This is a genomic window from Paracoccus kondratievae, assembly GCF_009301415.1.
Lineage (GTDB): Bacteria > Pseudomonadota > Alphaproteobacteria > Rhodobacterales > Rhodobacteraceae > Paracoccus > Paracoccus kondratievae.
Map to the genome: position 1 here is coordinate 353,807 of NZ_CP045073.1, position 20,969 is coordinate 374,775.

25 protein-coding genes are annotated in these 20,969 nt (G+C 61.1%); 12 read left to right on the forward strand and 13 right to left on the reverse strand.

What is annotated here, in order from left to right:
* The first annotated feature begins 91 nt into the window (after positions 1-91).
* Positions 92-997, forward strand: a complete 906-nt coding sequence (gene thyX, locus F8A10_RS13090; protein WP_085501841.1) for an FAD-dependent thymidylate synthase — start codon at positions 92-94, stop codon at positions 995-997.
* A 47-nt stretch (positions 998-1,044) separates the two neighbouring features.
* Here thyX and F8A10_RS13095 read toward each other — a convergent pair whose 3' ends face one another.
* Entirely contained in the window at positions 1,045-1,827 is a 783-nt protein-coding gene (locus F8A10_RS13095; RefSeq protein ID WP_029371988.1) for a 3-hydroxybutyrate dehydrogenase, read from the reverse strand.
* Positions 1,828-1,952: 125 nt separating this feature from the next.
* Positions 1,953-2,213 (reverse strand): hypothetical protein, encoded by a 261-nt coding sequence (locus F8A10_RS21115; protein WP_176224523.1) that lies wholly within the window; start codon positions 2,211-2,213, stop codon positions 1,953-1,955.
* On the opposite strand from F8A10_RS21115, the gene F8A10_RS13100 reads away from it, so the two are divergent.
* The 3 genes from F8A10_RS13100 to F8A10_RS13105 are packed head-to-tail and all read left to right on the forward strand — an operon-like array spanning position 2,113 to position 4,442.
* Complete coding sequence (locus F8A10_RS13100) at positions 2,113-3,966, forward strand: extracellular solute-binding protein (RefSeq protein ID WP_010395975.1); 1,854 nt, start codon at positions 2,113-2,115, stop codon at positions 3,964-3,966. The two genes, F8A10_RS21115 and F8A10_RS13100, sit on opposite strands and share 101 nt — an antisense overlap.
* Positions 3,967-4,104 (forward strand): hypothetical protein, encoded by a 138-nt coding sequence (locus F8A10_RS21120; RefSeq protein WP_010395973.1) that lies wholly within the window; start codon positions 3,967-3,969, stop codon positions 4,102-4,104. It abuts the gene before it with no gap.
* Positions 4,104-4,442 carry a hypothetical protein gene (locus F8A10_RS13105; RefSeq protein ID WP_010395971.1) on the forward strand — a complete coding sequence of 113 codons (339 nt, stop codon included), beginning with the start codon at positions 4,104-4,106 and terminating at the stop codon, positions 4,440-4,442. The genes F8A10_RS21120 and F8A10_RS13105 overlap by 1 nt, the downstream gene beginning before the upstream one ends.
* A gap of 80 nt (positions 4,443-4,522) precedes the next feature.
* On the opposite strand, the gene xth is transcribed toward F8A10_RS13105, so the two are convergent.
* Complete coding sequence (gene xth, locus F8A10_RS13110; protein ID WP_152367544.1) at positions 4,523-5,308, reverse strand: exodeoxyribonuclease III; 786 nt, start codon at positions 5,306-5,308, stop codon at positions 4,523-4,525.
* 38 nt (positions 5,309-5,346) lie between these two features.
* Positions 5,347-5,682, reverse strand: coding sequence for a HesB/IscA family protein (locus F8A10_RS13115; protein ID WP_010395967.1), 336 nt, complete (start codon positions 5,680-5,682; stop codon positions 5,347-5,349).
* Between the two features lie 75 nt (positions 5,683-5,757).
* On the opposite strand from F8A10_RS13115, the gene F8A10_RS13120 reads away from it, so the two are divergent.
* Positions 5,758-6,894, forward strand: coding sequence for a deoxyguanosinetriphosphate triphosphohydrolase (locus F8A10_RS13120; RefSeq protein WP_152367545.1), 1,137 nt, complete (start codon positions 5,758-5,760; stop codon positions 6,892-6,894).
* A 90-nt stretch (positions 6,895-6,984) separates the two neighbouring features.
* Here F8A10_RS13120 and copM read toward each other — a convergent pair whose 3' ends face one another.
* Both copM and F8A10_RS13130 read right to left on the reverse strand, forming a co-directional pair.
* Positions 6,985-7,344 carry a CopM family metallochaperone gene (gene copM, locus F8A10_RS13125; protein WP_152367546.1) on the reverse strand — a complete coding sequence of 120 codons (360 nt, stop codon included), beginning with the start codon at positions 7,342-7,344 and terminating at the stop codon, positions 6,985-6,987.
* Between the two features lie 68 nt (positions 7,345-7,412).
* A complete protein-coding gene (locus F8A10_RS13130) occupies positions 7,413-8,306 on the reverse strand; it encodes a DMT family transporter (RefSeq protein ID WP_152367547.1) in 894 nt (297 codons plus the stop codon).
* A 105-nt stretch (positions 8,307-8,411) separates the two neighbouring features.
* On the opposite strand from F8A10_RS13130, the gene F8A10_RS13135 reads away from it, so the two are divergent.
* Complete coding sequence (locus F8A10_RS13135; protein WP_085501837.1) at positions 8,412-8,834, forward strand: OsmC family protein; 423 nt, start codon at positions 8,412-8,414, stop codon at positions 8,832-8,834.
* A 255-nt stretch (positions 8,835-9,089) separates the two neighbouring features.
* On the forward strand, positions 9,090-10,397 hold the full coding sequence (locus tag F8A10_RS13140) for an MFS transporter (RefSeq protein WP_010395954.1): 1,308 nt from the start codon (positions 9,090-9,092) through the stop codon (positions 10,395-10,397).
* Positions 10,398-10,438: 41 nt separating this feature from the next.
* On the opposite strand, the gene F8A10_RS13145 is transcribed toward F8A10_RS13140, so the two are convergent.
* Together F8A10_RS13145 and F8A10_RS13150 are read right to left on the reverse strand one after the other, a co-directional pair.
* Entirely contained in the window at positions 10,439-12,034 is a 1,596-nt protein-coding gene (locus F8A10_RS13145; protein ID WP_010395952.1) for a peptide chain release factor 3, read from the reverse strand.
* A gap of 49 nt (positions 12,035-12,083) precedes the next feature.
* Positions 12,084-12,833: an NAD kinase gene (locus tag F8A10_RS13150; RefSeq protein WP_010395950.1), complete on the reverse strand. Its 750-nt coding sequence runs from the start codon at positions 12,831-12,833 to the stop codon at positions 12,084-12,086.
* Positions 12,834-12,976: 143 nt separating this feature from the next.
* Here F8A10_RS13150 and glyA point away from each other — a divergent pair, with 143 nt between their 5' ends.
* Positions 12,977-14,260: a serine hydroxymethyltransferase gene (glyA, locus tag F8A10_RS13155; protein WP_010395948.1), complete on the forward strand. Its 1,284-nt coding sequence runs from the start codon at positions 12,977-12,979 to the stop codon at positions 14,258-14,260.
* A gap of 179 nt (positions 14,261-14,439) precedes the next feature.
* Here the strand turns inward: glyA and F8A10_RS13160 are convergent, their stop codons facing one another.
* Complete coding sequence (locus tag F8A10_RS13160) at positions 14,440-14,823, reverse strand: hypothetical protein (RefSeq protein ID WP_040601964.1); 384 nt, start codon at positions 14,821-14,823, stop codon at positions 14,440-14,442.
* 83 nt (positions 14,824-14,906) lie between these two features.
* Here F8A10_RS13160 and F8A10_RS13165 point away from each other — a divergent pair, with 83 nt between their 5' ends.
* Entirely contained in the window at positions 14,907-15,680 is a 774-nt protein-coding gene (locus tag F8A10_RS13165) for an alpha/beta fold hydrolase (RefSeq protein ID WP_010395944.1), read from the forward strand.
* A 32-nt stretch (positions 15,681-15,712) separates the two neighbouring features.
* On the opposite strand, the gene F8A10_RS13170 is transcribed toward F8A10_RS13165, so the two are convergent.
* The 4 genes from F8A10_RS13170 to F8A10_RS13185 form a co-directional block, all read right to left on the reverse strand.
* Positions 15,713-16,015: a hypothetical protein gene (locus tag F8A10_RS13170; RefSeq protein WP_085501834.1), complete on the reverse strand. Its 303-nt coding sequence runs from the start codon at positions 16,013-16,015 to the stop codon at positions 15,713-15,715.
* Positions 16,016-16,094: 79 nt separating this feature from the next.
* Positions 16,095-16,406 carry a TraR/DksA C4-type zinc finger protein gene (locus F8A10_RS13175; protein WP_050804183.1) on the reverse strand — a complete coding sequence of 104 codons (312 nt, stop codon included), beginning with the start codon at positions 16,404-16,406 and terminating at the stop codon, positions 16,095-16,097.
* Between the two features lie 269 nt (positions 16,407-16,675).
* A complete protein-coding gene (lepA, locus tag F8A10_RS13180; protein WP_010395937.1) occupies positions 16,676-18,475 on the reverse strand; it encodes a translation elongation factor 4 in 1,800 nt (599 codons plus the stop codon).
* A gap of 41 nt (positions 18,476-18,516) precedes the next feature.
* Entirely contained in the window at positions 18,517-19,419 is a 903-nt protein-coding gene (locus tag F8A10_RS13185; protein ID WP_010395934.1) for a DMT family transporter, read from the reverse strand.
* A 104-nt stretch (positions 19,420-19,523) separates the two neighbouring features.
* Here F8A10_RS13185 and F8A10_RS13190 point away from each other — a divergent pair, with 104 nt between their 5' ends.
* The 3 genes from F8A10_RS13190 (at position 19,524) to F8A10_RS13200 (ending at position 20,870) form a co-directional block, all read left to right on the forward strand.
* Positions 19,524-19,709, forward strand: coding sequence for a heavy-metal-associated domain-containing protein (locus F8A10_RS13190; RefSeq protein ID WP_010395932.1), 186 nt, complete (start codon positions 19,524-19,526; stop codon positions 19,707-19,709).
* A gap of 167 nt (positions 19,710-19,876) precedes the next feature.
* Entirely contained in the window at positions 19,877-20,182 is a 306-nt protein-coding gene (locus tag F8A10_RS13195; protein ID WP_010395931.1) for a hypothetical protein, read from the forward strand.
* A gap of 7 nt (positions 20,183-20,189) precedes the next feature.
* Complete coding sequence (locus F8A10_RS13200) at positions 20,190-20,870, forward strand: NAD-dependent deacylase (RefSeq protein WP_010395928.1); 681 nt, start codon at positions 20,190-20,192, stop codon at positions 20,868-20,870.
* Positions 20,871-20,969 lie beyond the last annotated feature (99 nt).

The following is a 20,969-nucleotide window of genomic DNA, read 5'->3' on the forward strand; positions in this document are numbered from 1 at the left end:
GCAGCCTGCCCCGGCAAACGGCCGACACAAACTGTTGAATGTAGCGGCGGGTAATGCCACAAGATATGCTTAATCAGCCGAGGATTCCGCCATGCCCATCACCCCCGAACAACAGGCCCAGATCGACGAGCAGCGTGCAAATCCCAGCCCTACCCTGCGTGCGGTTTCCGAGGGGATGGAGCAGCATCTTTACAAGGCCCATGAGGTTCTGGACCACGGCCTTGTGCGTGTCATCGACTATATGGGCGACGATTCCGCCATCACCCAGGCGGCGCGGGTCAGCTATGGCCGGGGCACGAAATCGGTGTCGAATGACGAAGGGCTGATCCGCTATCTGATGCGGCACTGGCATTCGACCCCCTTCGAGATGTGCGAGGTCAAGTTTCACGTCAAGCTGCCGGTCTTTGTCGCCCGTCAATGGATTCGCCACCGTACTGCCAACGTAAACGAATATTCGGCGCGCTATTCGATTCTTGACCGTGAGTTCTACATTCCCGCCCCCGAGCATCTGGCGGCGCAATCGACAGTGAACAATCAGGGCCGGGGTCAGGTGCTGGAAGGGGATGAGGCTGCGCGCGTGCTTGACCTGCTGCGCGAGGACGCGATGCGCGCCTATGACCATTACGAACAGATGCTGAGCCAGGAGGGTCAGCAGGGTCTGGCCCGTGAACTGGCGCGCATGAATCTGCCCGCCAATGTCTATACGCAATGGTATTGGAAGGTGGACCTGCACAACCTGTTCCACTTCCTGCGTCTGCGCGCCGACGCCCATGCACAATATGAAATTCGCGCCTATGCCGAGGTGATTTGTAACATCGTCCGCGACTGGGTCCCCCATGCCTATGCCGCGTTCGAGGATTACCGTCTGGGTGCCGTCCAGCTATCCGCGAAAGGCGTCGAGGTTTTGAAACGCCGCCTCGCCGGCGAGACGGTGACCCAGGAAAACAGCGGCATGAGCAAGGGCGAGTGGCGCGAGTTTGAGGCGGTTTGGGGCTAAGGCCCCGATCAAATTATGGGGCGGTCGGGCCGCCCCATAATTCCAGCTTACAGCGCCGTCCAGCCACCATCGACCGAAATGGTCGTCCCGGTGATCTGATCCGCTGCGGGCGAGCACAGGAACACTGCGGTACCACCCATTTGCTCGACTGTGGCGAATTGCCCCGAAGGCTGGCGCTGCAACATGACCTTGGCGATCACATCCTCACGGCTCATGTTATGGGTCTTCATCTGGTCAGGGATCTGCTTTTCCACGATCGGGGTCAGAACATAGCCCGGGCAAATCGCGTTGCAGGTGATCGGCTCTTTCGCCGTCTCAAGCGCCGTGACCTTGGTCAGACCGACGACTCCATGTTTGGCCGCAACATAAGCCGATTTATACTCGCTCGCGGTCAGGCCGTGGGCCGAGGCAATATTGATCACCCGCCCCCACCCGGCCTTGCGCATCAGCGGCAGCGCCGCCGCAGTGGTATGAAAGGCCGAGCTTAAGTTGATGGCGATGATCGCATCCCACTTCCCGGCCGGAAAATCTGGGATCGGCGCAACATGCTGGATGCCCGCATTATTCACCAGGATATCGCAGGTCCCCGCCTTTTCGATCAGCGCGCGGCAATCGGCCCCCTTTGACATGTCAGCCTGAATATAGCGCACCTTGACGCCATGTTCACGTGCCATGCTTTCGGCAAGCGCATGATCCTCGGGCGCATCGGTAAAGCTGTTCAGAACGACATCCGCACCAGCCCGCGCCAGTTCATGGGCGATGCCAAGACCGATTCCCGAATTCGAGCCGGTTACCACCGCCGTCTTGCCGCCAAGGAATTTCTCGAACATCGCCGTCTCCTGCCACATGAACCAAAATCTGGCGGCAGCATGGGCAAAAAGCCTGCCCCACACAAGAGCAGGAGCAGCGGTCGAAAGGCTCAGGAAAAAAAGCGCCCGCACTAGGCGGGCGCAAGTCATGAGGCAGGTTTCATACAGGCAAGAAACCTATCGAGCAGTGCCTTATCTATACGCTTTTCGCCTTCTGAGTCCAAGGCGTAAGTTTGCGTCGCGGTGAACAGCCGGTTAATCTCGGGCTTAACAAGATCACCGACCCGGAAATCAGGGCAATCGAGCATGCGATTCTTCAAATTTGCTAACGAATCCGCGATCTGGCGGCGAATCGCGCTTTGTCTGGGTGTTGCATGCATGCCGCTGGCAAGTGCTGCCGAACCCATGCATGCCATTGCAATGTATGGAGAACCTGCGCTTGAACCGGGCTTTCCTCATCTGCCCTACGTCAACCCCGAGGCGCCAAAAGGCGGGACGATTCGCCTGGCCGAGACGGGCACTTTCGATTCGCTGAACCCGTGGATCCTGATGGGCAACCCGGTCTGGCCCCTGTTTACCCAGCCGGGAATCGTGGCCGAGCCGCTGATGATGCGTTCGCTGGACGAGCCCTTCACGCTTTACGGACTGCTTGCTGAAACAGTCGAAACCGATGATGAACGCAGCTGGGTTGAGTTCACTCTGCGTCCCGAAGCGCGTTTTTCGGACGGTTCTCCGGTCACTATCGAAGATGTGATGTGGTCATATGAGACGCTGGGGACCAAAGGGCATCCGCGCTACACCGTCGTCTGGTCAAAGGTCGAAAAGATGGAGCAGACTGGCCCGCGCTCGGTCCGCTTTACCTTCAATACCCCGGATCGTGAGCTTGTGATGCTGATGGGCATGCGCCCGATACTGAAAAAGGCGCAATGGGAGGGGCGCGACTTTGGTCAGTCCAGCCTGATGGCCCCCATCGGCTCGGGCCCCTATATCATCGACAAGGTTGATCCGGGTCGCGCGATCACGCTGCGCCGCAACCCCGACTACTGGGCACGCGATCTGCCGGTGACCCGCGGCATGAACAATTTCGACACCATCCGTTACGACTATTTCGGCGACGCCTCAGCCATGTTCGAGGCTTTCAAGGCTGGCGAGATCGACGTCTGGCGCGAGCTGGTCGCGGCACGCTGGGAAAAGAACTTTGATTTTCCTGCCATGCGCGACGGCCGGATCGTGAAATCCGAAATCACCCATGGCCGGCCCTCGGGCATCATTGGTCTGGTGATGAACACCCGCAATCCGCTATTCGCCGACTGGCGGGTGCGGCAAGCGATGATCGAAGCCTTTAACTACCGCTTCATCAATATGACGCTTAGCGGCGGCAAGGACCCTCGTATCACCAGCTATTTCTCAAACTCGGAATTGGCGATGGAACCCGGTCCCGCTTCTGGCCGCGAGGCCGAGTTGCTGGCCCCCTTTGCCAACGACCTGCCCCCCGGCACGATCGGAGGCTATGCCCTGCCCGAAGGGGGTGAGCGGGCCATCGACCGCAAGGGGATCCGCGCCGCGCTTGAGCTTTTGGCCGAGGCGGGCTGGACCGTGCAAGATGGCGAGCTGCGTGACGCGCAGGGCCGCCCGTTCAGCTTTGAGATCTTGCTGAACCAGTCCGGCAGCGCCATGCGCACCGCCGCCGAGACCCGGCAGATCGTCGATATCTTTGTCCAGTCGCTGCGCAATCTGGGTATTCACCCACGCGTCACCCAACTCGATGCCGCGCAATATGTCGAGCGGACCAACAATTACCAGTTCGACATGACCTGGTATGAGCGCGGCCTGTCACTGTCGCCGGGCAATGAGCAGCGGCTGTATTGGGGCCGCGACGGGGTGACGACGACAGGCAGCAAGAACTGGATGGGCATGGATTCGCCCGCCGCCGAGGCGATGATCGCCGAAATGGGTCAGGCCCGCTCGCGCGAGGATTATCTCGCCGCGGTGAGGGCGCTTGACCGTGTCTTAACCGCCGGACGTTATGTCATCCCGGTCAGCTATTCACGGATTTCCCGCTTGGCCCATCGCGCCGATCTGGATTATCCTGAAAAGACGCCGCTTTACGGTGACTGGCCCGGCTTTATGCCAGAAACCTGGTGGCAGGAGGTAAAGTAAATGAGACTTAGTCGAATCGTTGTTGTCCTGACCCTTCTTGGACTGACGGCGTGCAATACCGTTGCCGGCATAGGCGAAGATATCACCGGCGCGTCGCGTCTGGTTCAGGGCAGCTTCGGTGGTGGAGGGGGCTACTGATGAAATGGGCACATGTCCGCGATAACTGGCCCGCCTTTTTCGACGCCATCGTTGAAAAATGGCCCGAGGCCGATGAAGGCGACCTGGAAGAGATCGACGGCGATCAGCGTGCCTTCATAACCTATATCGCCAGGGTCACGGAACAGGACGTCGACGAGACCAAGGACGAGATCCGCGAATGGCTGGCGGGAGAGATCCCGGCAGATATCGTCATGGACCCGATCCATGACAATCATTCGATCAGATTGTCCTCGAAATATGTTGGTGAGGGCGAAGACGAATTTGACGACGACGCCCGCTTTGGCGATGATGACGAGGTGCCTGACGACGGCGACTAAAGCAATCGCCGTCCACGGGAACCCGTGCCAAGGGGGCATGCAGGGCAGGTGATCCCCGCCCTTTCCTGCGGGTGTGGCCTTTACAGGTTCAGATCGACCCAGACCGGAACGTGGTCGCTGGGCTTTTCCTTTGCCCGCTCATCGCGGTCGATGCCGACATCTATCAGCAGATCAGCGGCCTCGGGCGACAACAGCACATGATCGATGCGGATGCCGTTGTCCTTTTGCCAGGCACCGGCCTGATAATCCCAAAAAGTGAACGGGCCGCGCTGGCTGCCGTGATGATGCAGCCGTACCGCTTCGATCCAGCCGTCATGGATGATGCGGCGCAGGGCCGCCCGGCTTTCGGGCTGAAACAGCGCGTCGTCGACCCATTTTTCGGGGAAGGCCGCATCGCGTGGCTCGGGGATGACGTTATAGTCACCCATCATCGCCACCGGCATCTCGGACTTCAGCAGCGCCCTTGCCCGGTCGTACAGCCGCTGCATCCACGCCAGCTTGTAATCAAACTTGGGTCCCGGCTGAGGGTTGCCGTTCGGCAGGTAGAGCCCCGCAATGCGCAGGGCATCACGGCCGACAACCGTCGCCTCAATATAGCGGGCCTGCTCATCACCGTCATCGCCGGGCAGGCCGCGGCTCACATTCTCAAGCGGCAGCCTGGAGAGGATAGCGACGCCGTTGAAACCCTTCTGCCCGTGGGTTTCGATGTTGTAGCCAAGATCGGCGATCGGCTCATGCGGAAAACCTTCGTCCTGGGTCTTGATCTCCTGCAGGACGACGACGTCGGGATGGGCTGCGGCCAGCCAACCGGTCAGGGTCTCGATACGGGCGCGGACGCCATTGATGTTGAAGGTCGCGATTTTCATACGGGCAAGACTAGCCGCCTGCCCGCCCGCGCGCCAGATCAGATCGAGAAAGAGGTGCCGCAGCCACAGGACGAGCTGGCATTGGGGTTGTCGATGGTAAAGCGCGCACCGATCAGCTCATCCGTAAAGTCGATGGTCGCCCCGGCAAGAAAGGGCAACGAGACCGGATCGACAACCACGGCCTGGCCGCCGTTGCTGAGGATCAGATCATCCTCGGCCACGTCGTCCAGCCGGATGTCATACTGAAACCCCGAACAGCCGCCGCCCGCGACGGCTACCCGCAAGGGGCGCACCGGGCCGTCACCATTGATTTCGGCCAGCCGGGCAAAGGCGCGTTCGGTAACCTTAGGGGGCAGGTTTAAGCCATTGTTCATGGGGCGTTCCCGTTTCCGTCTTCCGCTGTGGAATATAGGGTCTGGACCGCAGTCTCGCAAGAAACGCAGGATCAGATGACGGCACCTTATGCTTGCCAGCCCGAAGAAAGCCGTGGCCGCCGCTGGCCCGAGCGCATGTCCACCTTTCGTAGTCCCTGGCAGCGGGACCGCGACCGGATCATCCACTCTAGCGCCTTTCGTCGCCTTAAGCACAAGACTCAGGTCTTTGTGGAACATGAGGGCGATTATTACCGCACCCGCCTGACCCATACGATCGAGGTCGCCCAGGTCGCCCGCACGATTGCCGGGGCGCTGGGGCTGAACACCGATCTGGCCGAGACCGTGGCGCTGGCCCATGACCTGGGCCACCCGCCCTTTGGCCACACGGGCGAGGACGCTTTGGCGGCGCTGATGGCCCCTTATGGCGGCTTTGACCATAATGCTCAGGCGCTGCGCATCGTGACCAGGCTTGAACGTCATTACGCCGATTTCGATGGGCTGAACCTGACCTGGGAAAGCCTTGAAGGCATTGCCAAACACAACGGCCCGGTCTCCGGTCCCCTGCCCTATGCGCTGGCCGAGGTGAACGAAGAATGGGATCTTGAGCTGCATAGCAATGCCAGCGCCGAGGCGCAGGTCGCAGCCGTCGCCGATGATGTCGCCTATAACCATCATGACCTGCATGACGGGCTGCGTGCAGGGCTGTTTACCGAAGAAGACCTGGCAGCACTGCCGGTTATCGGCGAAGCCTTTGCCGAAGTAGACCGTCTGCACCCGGGGATTGAGACCATGCGGCGCCGGCACGAGGCCTTGCGCCGCGTCTTTGGCGTCATGGTCGAGGATGTAATCGCGGTCGCCCAGAACCGTCTTGCCAGCCTGCAGCCCGGAAATGTGCAGGAAATCCGTGATATGGAGGGGCCGATCATCCGCTTTTCAAAGCCGCTGTACCAGAACCTCAAGGCGATCAAGCTGTTCCTGTTCCAGCGCATGTACCGCGCGCCATCGGTGGTGACCGAACGCAAGCGGGTTACAGAGATGCTGAACGGGCTGTTCCCGCTGTTCCTGAACGATCCGTCAAAGATGCCGCAGACCTGGAGCGAGGCAGCCGATGGTGCAAGGGACGAGACCGGCCGTGCCCGGGTGGTCCTGGACTATGTCGCTGGCATGACCGACCGTTTCGCCATTCACGAGGCGCAGCGTCTGTTGGGCTAAGGGAATGGGGGCTTTGCCCCCGCTGATCCGGCCCCCTCGACGGGGGCCAGATCAGCTCCCCCAGGATATTTGGACACAAAAGAATCAGGTTTATTCAGCCTTGTCGTGCTCTTGCAGCCATTTCTGCATCTGCCCGATTTCAGCCTCTTGGGTGCGGATGACCTCTTCGGCAAGTTTGCGGACCTCGGGGTCCTTGCCTTGCTCCAGTACGACCTTCGCCATGTCTACGGCACCCTGATGATGCGGGATCATACCGCGCATGAAATCGACATCAGCGTCACCCGTATATTCAATCATCATATCGGCGTGCATCCGCTCCATCGCCTGTTCATAGTCGACGGTCGAGGAACTCGTGACGGCACCATGGCCGGAATGGTCCATGGTCGCGGCCTCTTGTGCGATGGCGGGCAGGGCGATCAGAGTGGTTGCAATAAAGGTAACAAAACGCATGGTGCTTTCTCCGTAAGGCGGCGCTGATGGAAGCCGGGCACCGCATCCACCAGCTAATGACATCCCCGTCAGGAAAGAAAGATCAGCGCCATACCCATGACCGCCATCACAGCCCCCGCCCATGAGGTCGGCGAGGGTCGCGTCCCTGTCATCGCCCAAAGTACCGGCAGGATCAGGACTGGCGACAGCGCGGAGAGCGTTGAGACGATGCCGACCTTGCCCCCCTGCAGCGCAAACATCAGCAGCGTCATGCCAATGACCATAGCGATCAGCCCTGAGAGCGCAGTCAGCAGCAGCACGCGTGGTGTCGGCTTATTGCGGGGCTTTAATTCGGCGATCGGCAGCGTCATGAGCAGAATAAGGCAGGCGACCGCGATCGAAACCCGCACCAGAGAGGCCACATAGGGGTCAAAGCCCGATGCCATGACCGGCCGCGCGATCAGCGAGCCAAGCGCCTGCCCCGCCGCCGCCAGCAGCCCGTAACCGGTAGCGATCCAGACCGAACCCTCGATCGTCTCGAACCGGTGCGCGCCCCATCGTCCAGGCCGGCCCAGCACCGCCATGGCAACGCCAGCCGTCGAGAGCACGACGCCGAGCATCGCCAAGGGAGAGAGAGACTCGCCAAGAGCAAGCCAGCCCATCAGTGCCGCCATAGGCGCGTTCAGTGCAAACAGCGCCCCCGAGCGCCTTGGACCAAGCCGGATCAGCGTCACGTAAAGCAGTGTATCGCCCAGAAAAATGCCGACCACGCCCGACAAGGAAAGCCGCCACAGATCCCCGAAAGCGATCCCGCCCAGCCGCCCGGTAGCAATGACAATAACCGCCAGCATGATCGCGACCATGCCCTGACGCAGGCGGTTAAAGCCGAACGGTCCCAGCGCCTGGGCCGCCGATTGCGACAGGATGCCGGTAATCGCCCAGCAGGCCGCAGCGCCCAAAGCGGCAAGTTCATGCACCGGCATGCGGTTTTCCCTCTCCCATTCCTTGTGGCGGGATAGGCTGGCGATTGAACCCGCGCAAGGGATTGCGCATTCTGTCGGCAGGTCACGGCAGAAAGGAGAACGGCGATGATTGTCAATTCCGGTTCAGCAGTATGGGAAGGCGCGCTCAAGGACGGCAAGGGCGCAGTATCGACCAAATCCGGTGCGCTGAGCAGCCAGCCCTATGGCTTTAACACCCGCTTTGAGGGGCTGCCCGGCACCAACCCCGAAGAACTGATCGGCGCGGCTCATGCCGCCTGTTTCAGCATGGCGCTGTCCCTGATCCTGCAAGAAGCGGGCATCACCAATGTGAAGATCGAGACCACCTCGGAAATCGGGTTGGCCAAGGATGGCGACGGCTTTTCGATCAAGACTGCGCATCTGAACACCAGAATCCGCGGCGACGGCGACAAGGCAGTGATCGAGGAATGCGCCCGCAGGGCCGAAAAAGGCTGCCCCGTCAGCAAGGTATTGAATGCCGAGGTGACGATGGACGTCACGGTGGTCTGAGAACGACCGTACAGAATCGCGTTACGCCGCCGCCTGTGCTTTACGGGCGGCGGCATATTCCATGCAAAAGGCCCCTTGTCGCAATTCATCCGGGCAGGTGTCGCAACCCACGGTATCCTAAGGCTGATATTGCCCGCTTCCCCCCTTGCTGCTGCCTTGGCGCAATGCATCCTCTGCCGCGGAGGCACCCTTCCCGATCTATCCCGGCTGCGAGCTGCCGGTCTCGGGCGGGGTAAGAGGAGCAGGAGGAACTGCATGAAACAATTCGCCGAGAACGGAGGCCCCCGGCTGCGCAGTCTGGACGAGGCGCCGCTGAAGCCCATTCACATCATCGCCGTTGCCGCCTCGCTGGGGGGCGCGGCGCTGGATGGCTATGTTCTGGGTATCGTCGGCCCCTCGCTGACGCTCGCCAAGCAAGAACTGGCGCTTTCTGCGCTAAGCCAGGGCCTGATCGCGGCAAGCGCGCTGATAGGCGTTTTCGTCGGTGGGATGTTCTTTGGCAACCTTGCGGACAAATATGGCCGCCGGCCAGTGTTCGCCTATAATCTGCTGGCCTTTGTGGTGCTGTCGCTTTTGCAGCTCATGGTGGGCGAGGTCTGGCAGTTGGTGGCGCTGCGGCTGGCCCTGGGACTGGCGATCGGGGTGGAATACGCCGTCGGAACCTCGGTTCTGGCCGAGTTCTCGCGCCGCAAAGGGCGTGGCGTGCTGCTGGGCTGTTTCTCGGTCGGGTGGCAAGTCGGTTTTACCGCCGCCTTTATCATCGGCAATCTTTACAAGGGCGATGACTGGCGCTTTCTTTTGGCGACCAGCGCGGTACCGGCGCTGATCACCTTTTTGTTGCGGCTGCGCCTGCCCGAAACCCCGATGTGGCTCAAGGCGCGGGGGCGTGACACCGAAGCCCGCGCAGTGGTCACCAAACATTTCGGAGCCGAATACGACATCCCTGATGTGGTGCTGGAGAAATCGCACGCCTCGCCGGTCGAGCTGCTGACCTCGCCTCATTGGCGCCAGCACATCTATTCCGGGCTGTTCTGGTTCTGTCAGGTCGGGCCGTTCTTTGCCATCTTCACCTTTGTCGGCCCGGTCTTTGAGATGCTTCAGATCCATGATGCGACAGTGGTCGATGTCTGGCTGAATACGGTGCAAATTCTCGGCGCGATCTTTGGCCTGTTTCTGCTGCACTGGCTGACGCGGCGGCATTTCGTGATCTCGACCTTCGCGGTCATGTTCGCGGTCCTGCTGGCGATTGGCCTGTTCCCGCAGGCGCCGGTCTGGGTGGTGGTCGCGCTGTTTGCGATCTACATGTTCGTCGCCCCGGCGGCAAACAACATCGAATACGTCTATCCGGCCGAGATCTTTGAAACCCGGCTGCGTTCGACCGGCGTCGGTTTCTCGGCCGCCTTCTCGCGGATCTCAGCAGCTACGGCGGTTTATCTGCTGCCAACCTCGCTTGAGGTCCTGGGCGCATCCAAAACCATGATCATCATGGCGATGTTCCCGCTTATCGGGCTGATCTTTTCGATCATGTGGGCGCCAGAGACCAAGCGCAAGCAACTGCGCTGAAAGATCACCGTGGCGGCGATCCACGTCGCCACGGATTTCGCTTACACCATCATTTCCTTGGTGGCGGTCAGCTTAAGCTCGGGGTGGTCACGGGTAACCCGGTCGATGTCCCATTGCAGCCGGGTCAGATAGACCAGATCGCCGTCATGATCCTGCGCCATATGGCCCTTGTTCGTCTGCGAAAAGGCCTCGACCTTGTCTTTCGGACCCGAAAGCCAGCGGGCCGAAGTGAACTGCGTCGCCTCGAACCGAACCGGCAGGCCATATTCAAGTTCGATCCGGCTGGCGAGCACCTCGAATTGCAGCGCCCCGACGACGCCCACGATAAAGCCCGAGCCGATCATCGGTTTAAAGACCTTGGCCGCGCCTTCTTCGGCGAATTGCATCAGCGCCTTTTCCAGATGCTTGGCCTTCATCGGGTCGCCCGCGCGCACGGCCTGCAAAAGCTCGGGCGCGAATGAGGGGATGCCGGTAAAGCGCAGCGCCTCGCCCTCGGTCAGCGCATCGCCGATGCGCAGCTGGCCGTGGTTCGGAATGCCGATGATATCGCCCGCCCAGGCCTCTTCGGCCAGTTCGCGATCGGCGGCAAGAAACAGCACCGGGTTCGACACCGCCATCTGCTTTTTCGAACGGACGTGCAAAAGCTTCATCCCACGTTCGAAATGGCCCGAGGCAAGACGGACAAAGGCCACCCGGTCACGGTGCTTGGGGTCCATATTGGCCTGAACCTTGAAAACAAAGCCTGTCACCGGCTTTTCCTCGGGCGCGATCTGACGCTCAGCCGCGCCTTGCGGCTGCGGCTCAGGGCCGAATTCGCCGATGCCGCGCATCAGCTCGCGCACTCCAAAGCTGTTGATGGCAGAACCGAACCAGATCGGGGTCATATGCCCCTCAAGGAAGGACTGGCGATTGAAGGCGGGCAAAAGCTCACGTGCCATCTCAAGCTCTTCGCGCAGCTTTTCCAGCTGACCGGCGGGGACATGTTCGGCCAGTTTCGGATCGTCGAGCCCGCTGATCTGAATCGACTCGGCCACCTTGTTGCGGTCGGCGCGGTCCATGATCTCCAGCCGGTCGTTCAAAAGGTCATAGGCGCCGATAAAGTCGCGGCCCATGCCAATCGGCCATGAAGCCGGGGCGACGTCGATGGCCAGATTTTCCTGAATCTCGTCGATGATCTCGAACGTGTCGCGGCTTTCGCGGTCCATCTTGTTACAGAAGGTCAGGATGGGCAGATCGCGCAACCGGCAAACCTCGAACAGTTTACGCGTCTGGCTTTCGACGCCCTTGGCGCCGTCGATGACCATGATCGCCGCGTCCACCGCAGTCAGGGTGCGATATGTGTCCTCAGAGAAATCGCTGTGGCCGGGGGTATCGACCAGGTTGAAGCGCCAGTTGTCAAAGTCAAAGGACATGGCCGAGGCCGAGACCGAAATCCCCCGCTCCTGCTCCATTTTCATGAAGTCCGAGCGCGTGCGCCGCGCCTCGCCTTTGGCCCGGACCTGACCAGCCATCTGAATCGCCCCGCCAAACAGCAGGAACTTTTCGGTCAGGGTGGTCTTGCCGGCGTCGGGATGCGAAATGATCGCAAAGGTGCGGCGGCGAGCGATTTCGGCGGGAAGATCAGGACGATTCATCATGTCCGGCCCTTTACCGCGCAGCGCGCGCAGTCTCAAATGGAATCGGGCGTCAGACGAACTGTTCGCGGATCACCCGTTCCTCAAGCCCGTGTCCGGGATCAAACAGCAGGCGATGACGGATCGTTTTCTCGGACCGGATCTCGACCCACAGGACCGAATCGACGCCACGCGAATCGGCATCGGCCATCACGGGGCGCTTGTCGGGTTCAAGCACGTCAAAGCGCACTGTCGCGCTTTTCGGCAGGATCGCTCCACGCCAGCGCCGCGGGCGAAAGGCGGCGATGGCCGTCAGCGCCAGCACACCTGAACCCAAGGGCAGGATTGGCCCGTTTGCCGAATAATTATAGGCCGTCGAGCCTGCAGGCGTGGATAGCAGAACACCATCGCAGATCAGCTCTTCCAGCCGCACCCGGCCGTTCACGCTGATGCGCAGCCGTGCCGCCTGCGGTCCGGCGCGCAGCATGCTGACCTCATTTATCGCCAGTGCGCAGTGCTCATGCCCGTCGGTGGTTCCGGCGGTCATGGCCAGCGGGTTGATCAGCGTCTCTTCGGCTGCCCTGATGCGGCCGGGCAGATCCTCTTCTGAATAGGTGTTCATCAGAAAGCCGACCGTGCCCCGGTTCATGCCATAGACCGGCAGCCCGCGGTTCTGATGCATCACCGACAGCATCAGCCCGTCGCCACCAAGCGCGACGATCACCTCTGCCTCGCGGATCGGCACATGACCATAACGTTCGGACAACGCCTCGGCGGCGGTCACGGCGGTTTCGGTACCAGAGGCGATAAAGTGCATTTTCATGCGGCCATCATGGCGTGCAGCGTGCCGGGTGCAAGCCCTTTGGCATATGGGATAATCTACCGCCCCTGCGTCGCATCCGTCCTAGCGGGCCAGAATGAAACGCGTTAGAAGGCCAGCGAGCCTGCTTTTTGCATGAGGACCAGATGACCGACACCGGATTCTTCACCGAGACGCTCGCCAGCCGCGACTCTTCGATTTTCGACGCCATCCGCAAGGAACTGGGCCGGCAGCGCGACGAGATCGAGCTGATCGCCTCCGAAAACATCGTCTCCAAAGCGGTGCTTGAGGCGCAGGGCTCGGTTCTGACCAACAAATACGCCGAAGGCTATCCGGGCAAGCGCTACTATGGCGGCTGCCAATATGTCGATATCGTCGAGAATCTGGCCATCGAGCGCGCCAAAGAGCTGTTTGGCTGCGAATTTGCCAACGTTCAGCCGAACTCGGGCAGCCAGATGAACCAGGCAGTGTTCCTGGCTCTCTTGCAGCCGGGCGACACTTTCATGGGGCTTGACCTGAACTCGGGCGGCCACCTGACCCACGGGTCGCCGGTCAACATGTCGGGCAAATGGTTCAACGTTGTCTCGTATGGCGTGCGCCAGCAGGACCAGCTGCTTGACATGGAAGAGATCCGCAAACACGCCCATGAGCATAAGCCCAAGCTGATCCTTGCCGGTGGCACCGCCTACAGCCGCATCTGGGACTGGGCTGAATTCCGCAAGATCGCCGACGAAGTGGGCGCATATCTGATGGTGGACATGGCCCATATCGCCGGTCTGGTGGCGGGCGGCCAGCATCCCTCGCCGCTGCCCCACGCACATGTCGTGACCACGACCACCCACAAATCCCTGCGCGGCCCGCGTGGCGGCATGATCCTGACCAATGACGCCGAGATCGCCAAAAAGATCAACTCGGCCGTCTTCCCCGGCCTGCAGGGCGGCCCGCTGATGCATGTCATCGCCGCCAAGGCCGTCGCCTTCGGCGAGGCGTTGCGCCCCGAGTTCAAGGGCTATGCCGCTCAGGTCGTGGCCAACGCCCGCGCCATGGCGGACGAACTGATGAAGGGCGGCATCGACATCGTCTCGGGCGGTACCGACAACCACCTGTGCCTTGCAGACCTGCGCCCCAAAGGCGTGACCGGCAAGGCGACCGAGGCGGCATTGGGTCGCGCGCATATCACCTGCAACAAGAACGGCGTGCCCTTTGATCCCGAAAAACCCTTCGTGACATCGGGCATCCGGCTGGGCGCACCGGCTGGCACCACGCGCGGCTTCAAGGAAGAAGAGTTCCGCCAGATCGCCCGCTGGATCGTCGAAGTGGTCGATGGCCTGGCCGCGAATGGCGAAGAGGGCAACGCCGAGGTCGAGGCCCGCGTCAAGGCCGAGGTGACCGAGCTCTGCGCCCGCTTCCCCCTTTACGAAGGCCTGTGATCGCAACGCTGCGCGGGACAGACAGCCCTGCGCAGCTCACAAGACCGGGCGGAATACGTATTCTTACAGCATTCCTGTCCCACACCTTCTTTGAGCATCTGATACAAAGAAAAAGCCGGCCAATATGCGCCGGCTTTTTCTATTGTGCTCTTCAGGCTCGACCCTCCCCCCCCTGCGGCTCAGATCAACCCGCGCACCTTCATGATCCAGATGGCGACGGCCGCCAGAATCAGCAGGCCGAACATCACGCTTGCCGCAACGCCGACCACGCCTCCTTGCATCCGCCCCCCCTGCCCAAGCGGACGCAGGTAAGAAACCAGCGCCTTATGCGCGCGCTCAAGCTGTTCAAAATCGACCTGCCGCGCCAACTTGGGCTGTCCAGCCTTCAGATCGGCGTCGGCCAGTACCCGGGCCTCGCGCCTCAGCCGCCGCGGCAAGGCACCGCCGCGCTTGCGCAGCATGCTCCCCAGATCGGCGTGCTGCCCGCGACGGACACCACCAAACCGCGCCGCCATAAGGCCCGCCACCTCATCGGCCATCGGCCGGATCTTCTCGATACCCATGACGTCCCCCGTCACGCCCATTGCAGGTTTTCGCCAACCTACCCTCTCTGGCGCAAGCTCGCCAGTGTCGCTAGGTTAGATCCATGATGCTGAACATGACAATTACGGGTAGAGATTCGGATCAGCCGCCAGTTCTGCTGGCGCACGGGCTGTTCGGATCGGGGCGCAATCTGGGCGGTCTGGCCCGTCGCCTGAGTGAGACACGGCGAGTGATCGCGGTCGATATGCGCAATCATGGCGACAGCTTTCACGATCCCGATCACAGCTACCCCGCCCTCGCCCATGATCTGGCCCAGATCGTCGCTGCCGAAGGGGGACAGGCCGATATTCTGGGCCATTCGATGGGAGGCAAGGCGGCAATGATGCTGGCGCTGACCCAGCCGGACCTTGTTCGTCGGCTGATCATCATGGATATCGCCCCCTTTGCCTATGCGCATAGTCAAGCCAGCCATATCGACGCAATGGAGGCAACCGATCTGGCCGGTATCGAGCGGCGGTCCGAGGCAGACGCACGTCTGGCCGAACATATTTCAGATCCGGGTGTGCGTGCCTTTCTGCTGCAATCGCTGGACCTGAAAGCCGATCCGCCGCAGTGGAAATTCAACCTTGCAGCTTTGCGGGATCAGATGCCGTTTCTGGTGGGCTGGCCCGAGAACGCCCCGAAAGGCAGCTTTACCGGCCCTGCGTTATTTCTGATCGGCTCGGAATCGGACTATTGTCGCGCCCCGCAGCAATCCGAAGCGATCAGGGCGCATTTCCCGCAGGCTGACATTCGCACCATCGCCGGTGCCGGACATTGGCTGCATGCGGATCGTCCCGCCGAAGTGGCCGGGACAGTCGCGGCCTTTCTGGACTAAGTCCTGACCCAGACAGCGGCATTTATCACGGATCATCCGTCAGGGCACCGCAGAGACAGCTGCGCCTCGCCTGTGTCGCCGGGAATGCGACTGCGAAGGCTGTTGGGAATGACCCGGCATCCGGTTGTCTGTTCGGCGGCCACCACCATCAGTTCAGGAATTCTGGCACGGGTCTGACGGTCAAGATAACCAAGGCGGATCACCTGTGCCCGCGCACCGTCGTGAAAAACGACAAACCGGATACCATCCAGCGTCGTGTCATACCGGGTGGCGCCAAAGAATTGCGGCGATGGCGAAGCGCAGGCGGAAAGAATCAGGACCAGGGACAGGATCATACGCATGACCCCTGTTTAGCCACCAGGGGTTAACAAACCCTTACGACTAGGCAATTAATCAGGCGGCCGGACTGTCGCCTCAGCTTAACCCGCGCGATTGGCAGCCCGTGCAGGTGAGGATATCCGGCAACGAATCCAACCGCTCTGCCGGGATCACAGCACCGCAGCAGGTGCAAACTCCATAGTCACCGCCAGCGATCCGCTGCAGCGCCGATTCGATCTGCTCCAGTTCAGCCTGACCAGCTTGACCAAGGGCGTGAATAACGGCCCCGTGTTCCCCTGAAATAGATTGGGGCTGAGAGGCCTCAAGCTCATGACGAATCATCGCCAGATCAGCATGAATAGCATCTCGACGCGCGGTCAAAATGGTTTTGCGGGTGGTCAGCTTCATAAGGCGCTCCTGTTCGCGGACAGGGCCATACACAAAATGCGCCTCGGCGACTTTGATCTGCGTCAATTTGCTGCGGCTTTCCCAACCAGACATGCAGCGGGGGGGATTTATCTGCCGCAGGGACCCCCAGCCTCTTTGAAGGTAACCCGAATTTAACCTGTGGGCGCCAGGATGGGTCTATGACGACCAGCACTCGCCTGCCTTCTTTTGCACATATCTGCCCTGAACCGGGGCTGCTTGCACGCACCCGGTTCAGGGTAGTGCAACTATCAGCTATCCATCTTCAGCGCCTGAATAAAGGCGGTCTGCGGAATTTCGACCTTGCCGAACTGGCGCATCTTTTTCTTGCCAGCCTTTTGTTTTTCCAGCAATTTTTTCTTACGCGTTGCGTCACCGCCATAACATTTTGCCGTCACGTCCTTACGCAGGGCGCTAAGTGTTTCACGCGCAATCACCCGACCACCGATCGCTGCCTGAATCGGAATTTTGAACATGTGCCGCGGGATCAGGTCCTTAAGCTTTTCGACCATGGCACGGCCACGCGATTCGGCCCGGTCGCGGTGAACCATGATCGCCAGCGCATCGACCGGTTCATCGTTCACAAGAATCGACATCTTGACCAGATAATCCTCGCGATATTCCGAGATCTGGTAATCAAAGCTGGCATAGCCCTTGGTCACCGACTTGAGCCGGTCATAGAAGTCGAAAACCACCTCGGCCAACGGCAGGTCATAAACCACCATGGCCCGATTGCCGGCATAGGTCAGGTCAAGCTGGATACCACGCCGGTCCTGACAAAGCTTCAGCACATCACCCAGATATTCGTCAGGCACCATAATGGTGGCTTTGATCCGCGGCTCTTCGATGTGATCAACATGGGTCAGGTCAGGCATATCAGCGGGGTTGTGAAGGTCCCGCACCTCGCCATCCTTCATGTAAAGTTTGAACACCACCGAAGGTGCAGTAGTAATGAGATCCAGATCGTATTCGCGCTCCAGCCGGTCCCGGATCACCTCAAGATGCAAAAGGCCCAGGAATCCGCAGCGGAAACCGAAACCCAACGCGGCCGAGGTCTCCATCTCATAGCTAAAGCTGGCGTCGTTCAGTGCGAGCTTTTCGATAGCATCGCGCAACGCCTCAAAATCGTTGGCATCGACCGGGAAGAGCCCGCAGAATACGACCGGCTGCGCGGGTTTGAAGCCCGGCAGCGGCTGCTCACAGCCCTTACGCTCATGGGTGATGGTATCGCCGACGCGGGTGTCACGCACCTGCTTGATCGACGCAGTCAGCACGCCAATTTCACCCGGCCCCAGCTCGGCAATATCCTGCATCTGGGGGCGCAGGACCGCAAGCTTATCGATGCCGTAGACGGCATTAGTCTGCATCATACGGATGCGGTCGCCCCTGCGGATCACCCCATCCATGACACGGATCATCACGACAACGCCCAGATAGGGATCATACCACGAATCGACGAGCATCGCCTTAAGCGGTGCGTCCCGGTCGCCCTTGGGTGCTGGCAGGCGGGTAACGATGGCCTCAAGCACATCAGGGATGCCAAGACCGGTCTTGGCCGAGATCTCGATCGCGTCATGGGCGTCGATGCCGATCACGTCCTCGATCTGCTCCTTGACGCGACCAGGCTCGGCGGCAGGCAGGTCGATCTTGTTCAGAACCGGCACGATCTCATGCCCGGCATCGATGGCCTGATAGACGTTGGCAAGCGTCTGTGCCTCGACCCCTTGCGTGGCGTCCACAACCAACAGCGAGCCTTCGACGGCGCGCATGCTGCGGCTGACTTCATAGGCAAAGTCGACGTGGCCGGGGGTGTCGATCAGGTTCAGCACATAGGTGCGCCCGTCCCTGGCCGGGTATTCGATGCGCACGGTGTTGGCCTTGATGGTGATACCGCGCTCGCGTTCGATATCCATGCTGTCCAGCAGCTGGGCTTTCATGTCGCGTTCGGCGACCGTGCCCGTCATCTGGATCAACCGGTCGGCCAAGGTGGATTTACCGTGGTCGATATGTGCCACGATCGAAAAATTGCGGATGAGATCAAGGTCGGTCATGGCCGGGCTATACAAGGGCTTTTGCGTTGCGGGAAGAGGATTCAAGAGATCGGGGCAAAGCCGGCTGCGCGCAGCTGGCGCCGACGCAGCACCGCCTCGCGCCACATCGTGTAGCAACCCGAGGCAACGATGATCGCAGCACCCAGCATGGTCAGAACATCCGGCCGCTCACCAAAGACCACAAAGGCAAGAATCAGGGCAAACACCAGACGGGCATAACGATATGGAGCCAGGGCCGAGGCCTCACCGACGCGGGTTGCGGCAACCAGCAATCCATACCCACCCACACCCACAGCGATACAGCCCACTACCAGCAGCCATTGACGCAGGTCGGGCATGACGAACTCCTGCCCCAGCACCCACCCCATCTGCAGGGCAGCAATCAAAATGGCAAAGAAAGCCGAGGCGGCAAGCTGATCGGAATGGATACGCGCCGGTACATGCCGGGTGCACAGATCACGGCCTGCAAGCCCCACCACCGCCAGAAGCGCCATCAGCGAGATCGGCTGGAACCCGTCCAGCCCCGGCCGGATCACCAACAATACGCCAAGAAAGCCGACAATAATCGCGACCCAGCGTCTCCAGCCGACCGGCTCGCCCATCAGCGCCGCGCCAACCACGATGGCAAGCGGCAAGGCCTGCATGATCGCCGAAGTTGAAGACAGCTCTGTCAGTGCCAGCGCCACGACGATCCCGATCGAGCCGACTGCCTCCATCAACCCGCGGAACAACACGACTGGCCGTACAAGGTCACGGGTAAAAAGCCGCCCACCTTTCAGCTTCAGCATGGTGCCAAAGACGCAAAGCCCCAAAAGCCCGATCAGCGCCAGCACTTGGGCGTAAGGCAGCTCGGCCGAAAGCAGCTTGATGAACATGTCCTCGAAGGCGAACAGCACCATCGAGATCACCATCAGGATCGCACCACGGAAATTTTCGGTGACCATCGGTCGCAGCCTCATGAGGGGGAGTTGCGCCCGTGGCGCCGTGGCGCGATCATAGGTCGGTTCCCGGACAAGCGAAAGGTCCGGCCAGGCGAAAGGATGCCCTGATGAAGTTCCGCGTTGAGGACATGAGCTGCAACCATTGCACCGCCGCGATCGAAAAGGCGGTGGCCGAGGCAGGCGGCCATGCCAGCTGCGATCTGCCCACGCATAGCGTCACTGTCGAGGGGCTGGAGCGCGACCGCGCCGCCCAGGTGATTCGCGACGCCGGCTATACCCCCGAACCGGCCTGAGGGCATATCTTGGGCCTCGTCGCGGCTCAGCCGCCATCCTTGGCCCGTCGTTCGCTGCCCGCCATAATTGAGCCCAAAGGCAGCTTCTGCTAACCTTGATGGCAGAAAGATCGCAGCAGACAGAGGGTGCCCAGCCCCATGCCGCGACACGAGCCGAGGAGACAGGAATGTTCAACCGACTGATGACCGCCGCCGCGGCGGTGGTGCTTACTGCGCCATGGGCCGTAGCAGGGCCGATTGATTCTGCATGCGTGCGCTCAGAACGCGGCGCCCGCAACAGCCAGGTCTGTGGCTGCATCCAGCAGGTCGCCGACCAGACGCTATCGCGCTCTGACCAGCGCCGCGCTGCCCGCTTTTTCCGTGACGCGGACGAAGCGCAAAAGGTCCGCATGTCGAAAAGCGACGCCGACAACGCCTTCTGGGCACGCTACAAAAGCTTTGCCGCCGCGGCCGAGGCCTATTGCGCACGCTGAGCCTGATATGCGCATCACCGTGCTGACCGGGGCCGGCATCTCGGCCGAAAGCGGGATCCGGACCTTTCGCGCCAGTGACGGGCTGTGGGAAAATCATAGGATCGAGGACGTCGCAACGCCCGAGGGCTTTCGGCGTGATCCAGCTTTGGTTCATCGCTTTTATAACCAGCGCCGCGCCACTGCGGTCCGCGCCCAGCCCAACGCCGCGCATCGGGCGCTGGCCCGGCTGGCCCGGCATCACCACCTGACACTGATCACGCAGAATGTCGACGATCTGCACGAACGCGGCGGCTCGACCGAGGTGATCCATATGCACGGCAGCCTGCTCGGCGCCCTCTGCGCCGCCTGCGGCTGTCGATGGCCAGCACCGCTGGTGATGCGGGCACAAGATCTCTGCCCCTCCTGCGGGGCACCGGAAACCCGGCCCGATATCGTCTGGTTCGGCGAAATCCCCTATCATATGGAGGCAATCTGGGCTGCTGTCGAAAACGCCGGGATCTTTGCCGCCATCGGCACCTCGGGCCTCGTCTATCCCGCCGCCGGTCTCGCCCAACACGCGCGCCGCAATGGTGCCGAAACCATCGAGCTGAATCTCGTCGACTCGGCCGTCAGTCGCGACTTCACCCAACGCCGCATCGGTCCCGCCACGACGGTCGTGCCCGAATGGGTCGATATGCTCTGCTCCTGAACAGCGCCTCCAGACTTCTTTCGTGTCTAAATATCCATTGATCCGCGCCGCCGGCGCAACAGCAGCCCGCAGCAGAGCAGGGGGCAAGGCTTGACCATT

Excerpts from the sequence above, each read along its gene's own strand:
- glyA (WP_010395948.1), top strand. The coding sequence starts at position 12,977 with ATGACCGACACCGGATTCTTCACCGAGACGCTCGCCAGCCGCGACTCT.
- F8A10_RS13160 (WP_040601964.1), bottom strand. The coding sequence starts at position 14,823 with ATGGGTATCGAGAAGATCCGGCCGATGGCCGATGAGGTGGCGGGCCTT.
- xth (WP_152367544.1), bottom strand. The coding sequence starts at position 5,308 with ATGAAAATCGCGACCTTCAACATCAATGGCGTCCGCGCCCGTATCGAG.
- F8A10_RS13200 (WP_010395928.1), top strand. The coding sequence starts at position 20,190 with ATGCGCATCACCGTGCTGACCGGGGCCGGCATCTCGGCCGAAAGCGGG.
- F8A10_RS13170 (WP_085501834.1), bottom strand. The coding sequence starts at position 16,015 with ATGATCCTGTCCCTGGTCCTGATTCTTTCCGCCTGCGCTTCGCCATCG.
- F8A10_RS13105 (WP_010395971.1), top strand. The coding sequence starts at position 4,104 with ATGAAATGGGCACATGTCCGCGATAACTGGCCCGCCTTTTTCGACGCC.
- F8A10_RS21115 (WP_176224523.1), bottom strand. The coding sequence starts at position 2,213 with ATGGGTTCGGCAGCACTTGCCAGCGGCATGCATGCAACACCCAGACAA.
- F8A10_RS13185 (WP_010395934.1), bottom strand. The coding sequence starts at position 19,419 with ATGGTCACCGAAAATTTCCGTGGTGCGATCCTGATGGTGATCTCGATG.
- copM (WP_152367546.1), bottom strand. The coding sequence starts at position 7,344 with ATGCGTTTTGTTACCTTTATTGCAACCACTCTGATCGCCCTGCCCGCC.
- F8A10_RS13100 (WP_010395975.1), top strand. The coding sequence starts at position 2,113 with ATGCGATTCTTCAAATTTGCTAACGAATCCGCGATCTGGCGGCGAATC.
- F8A10_RS13130 (WP_152367547.1), bottom strand. The coding sequence starts at position 8,306 with ATGCCGGTGCATGAACTTGCCGCTTTGGGCGCTGCGGCCTGCTGGGCG.
- thyX (WP_085501841.1), top strand. The coding sequence starts at position 92 with ATGCCCATCACCCCCGAACAACAGGCCCAGATCGACGAGCAGCGTGCA.
- F8A10_RS13115 (WP_010395967.1), bottom strand. The coding sequence starts at position 5,682 with ATGAACAATGGCTTAAACCTGCCCCCTAAGGTTACCGAACGCGCCTTT.
- F8A10_RS13140 (WP_010395954.1), top strand. The coding sequence starts at position 9,090 with ATGAAACAATTCGCCGAGAACGGAGGCCCCCGGCTGCGCAGTCTGGAC.
- F8A10_RS13120 (WP_152367545.1), top strand. The coding sequence starts at position 5,758 with ATGACGGCACCTTATGCTTGCCAGCCCGAAGAAAGCCGTGGCCGCCGC.
- F8A10_RS21120 (WP_010395973.1), top strand. The coding sequence starts at position 3,967 with ATGAGACTTAGTCGAATCGTTGTTGTCCTGACCCTTCTTGGACTGACG.
- F8A10_RS13150 (WP_010395950.1), bottom strand. The coding sequence starts at position 12,833 with ATGAAAATGCACTTTATCGCCTCTGGTACCGAAACCGCCGTGACCGCC.
- F8A10_RS13175 (WP_050804183.1), bottom strand. The coding sequence starts at position 16,406 with ATGAAGCTGACCACCCGCAAAACCATTTTGACCGCGCGTCGAGATGCT.
- F8A10_RS13190 (WP_010395932.1), top strand. The coding sequence starts at position 19,524 with ATGAAGTTCCGCGTTGAGGACATGAGCTGCAACCATTGCACCGCCGCG.
- F8A10_RS13135 (WP_085501837.1), top strand. The coding sequence starts at position 8,412 with ATGATTGTCAATTCCGGTTCAGCAGTATGGGAAGGCGCGCTCAAGGAC.
- F8A10_RS13165 (WP_010395944.1), top strand. The coding sequence starts at position 14,907 with ATGATGCTGAACATGACAATTACGGGTAGAGATTCGGATCAGCCGCCA.
- F8A10_RS13195 (WP_010395931.1), top strand. The coding sequence starts at position 19,877 with ATGTTCAACCGACTGATGACCGCCGCCGCGGCGGTGGTGCTTACTGCG.
- lepA (WP_010395937.1), bottom strand. The coding sequence starts at position 18,475 with ATGACCGACCTTGATCTCATCCGCAATTTTTCGATCGTGGCACATATC.
- F8A10_RS13095 (WP_029371988.1), bottom strand. The coding sequence starts at position 1,827 with ATGTTCGAGAAATTCCTTGGCGGCAAGACGGCGGTGGTAACCGGCTCG.
- F8A10_RS13145 (WP_010395952.1), bottom strand. The coding sequence starts at position 12,034 with ATGATGAATCGTCCTGATCTTCCCGCCGAAATCGCTCGCCGCCGCACC.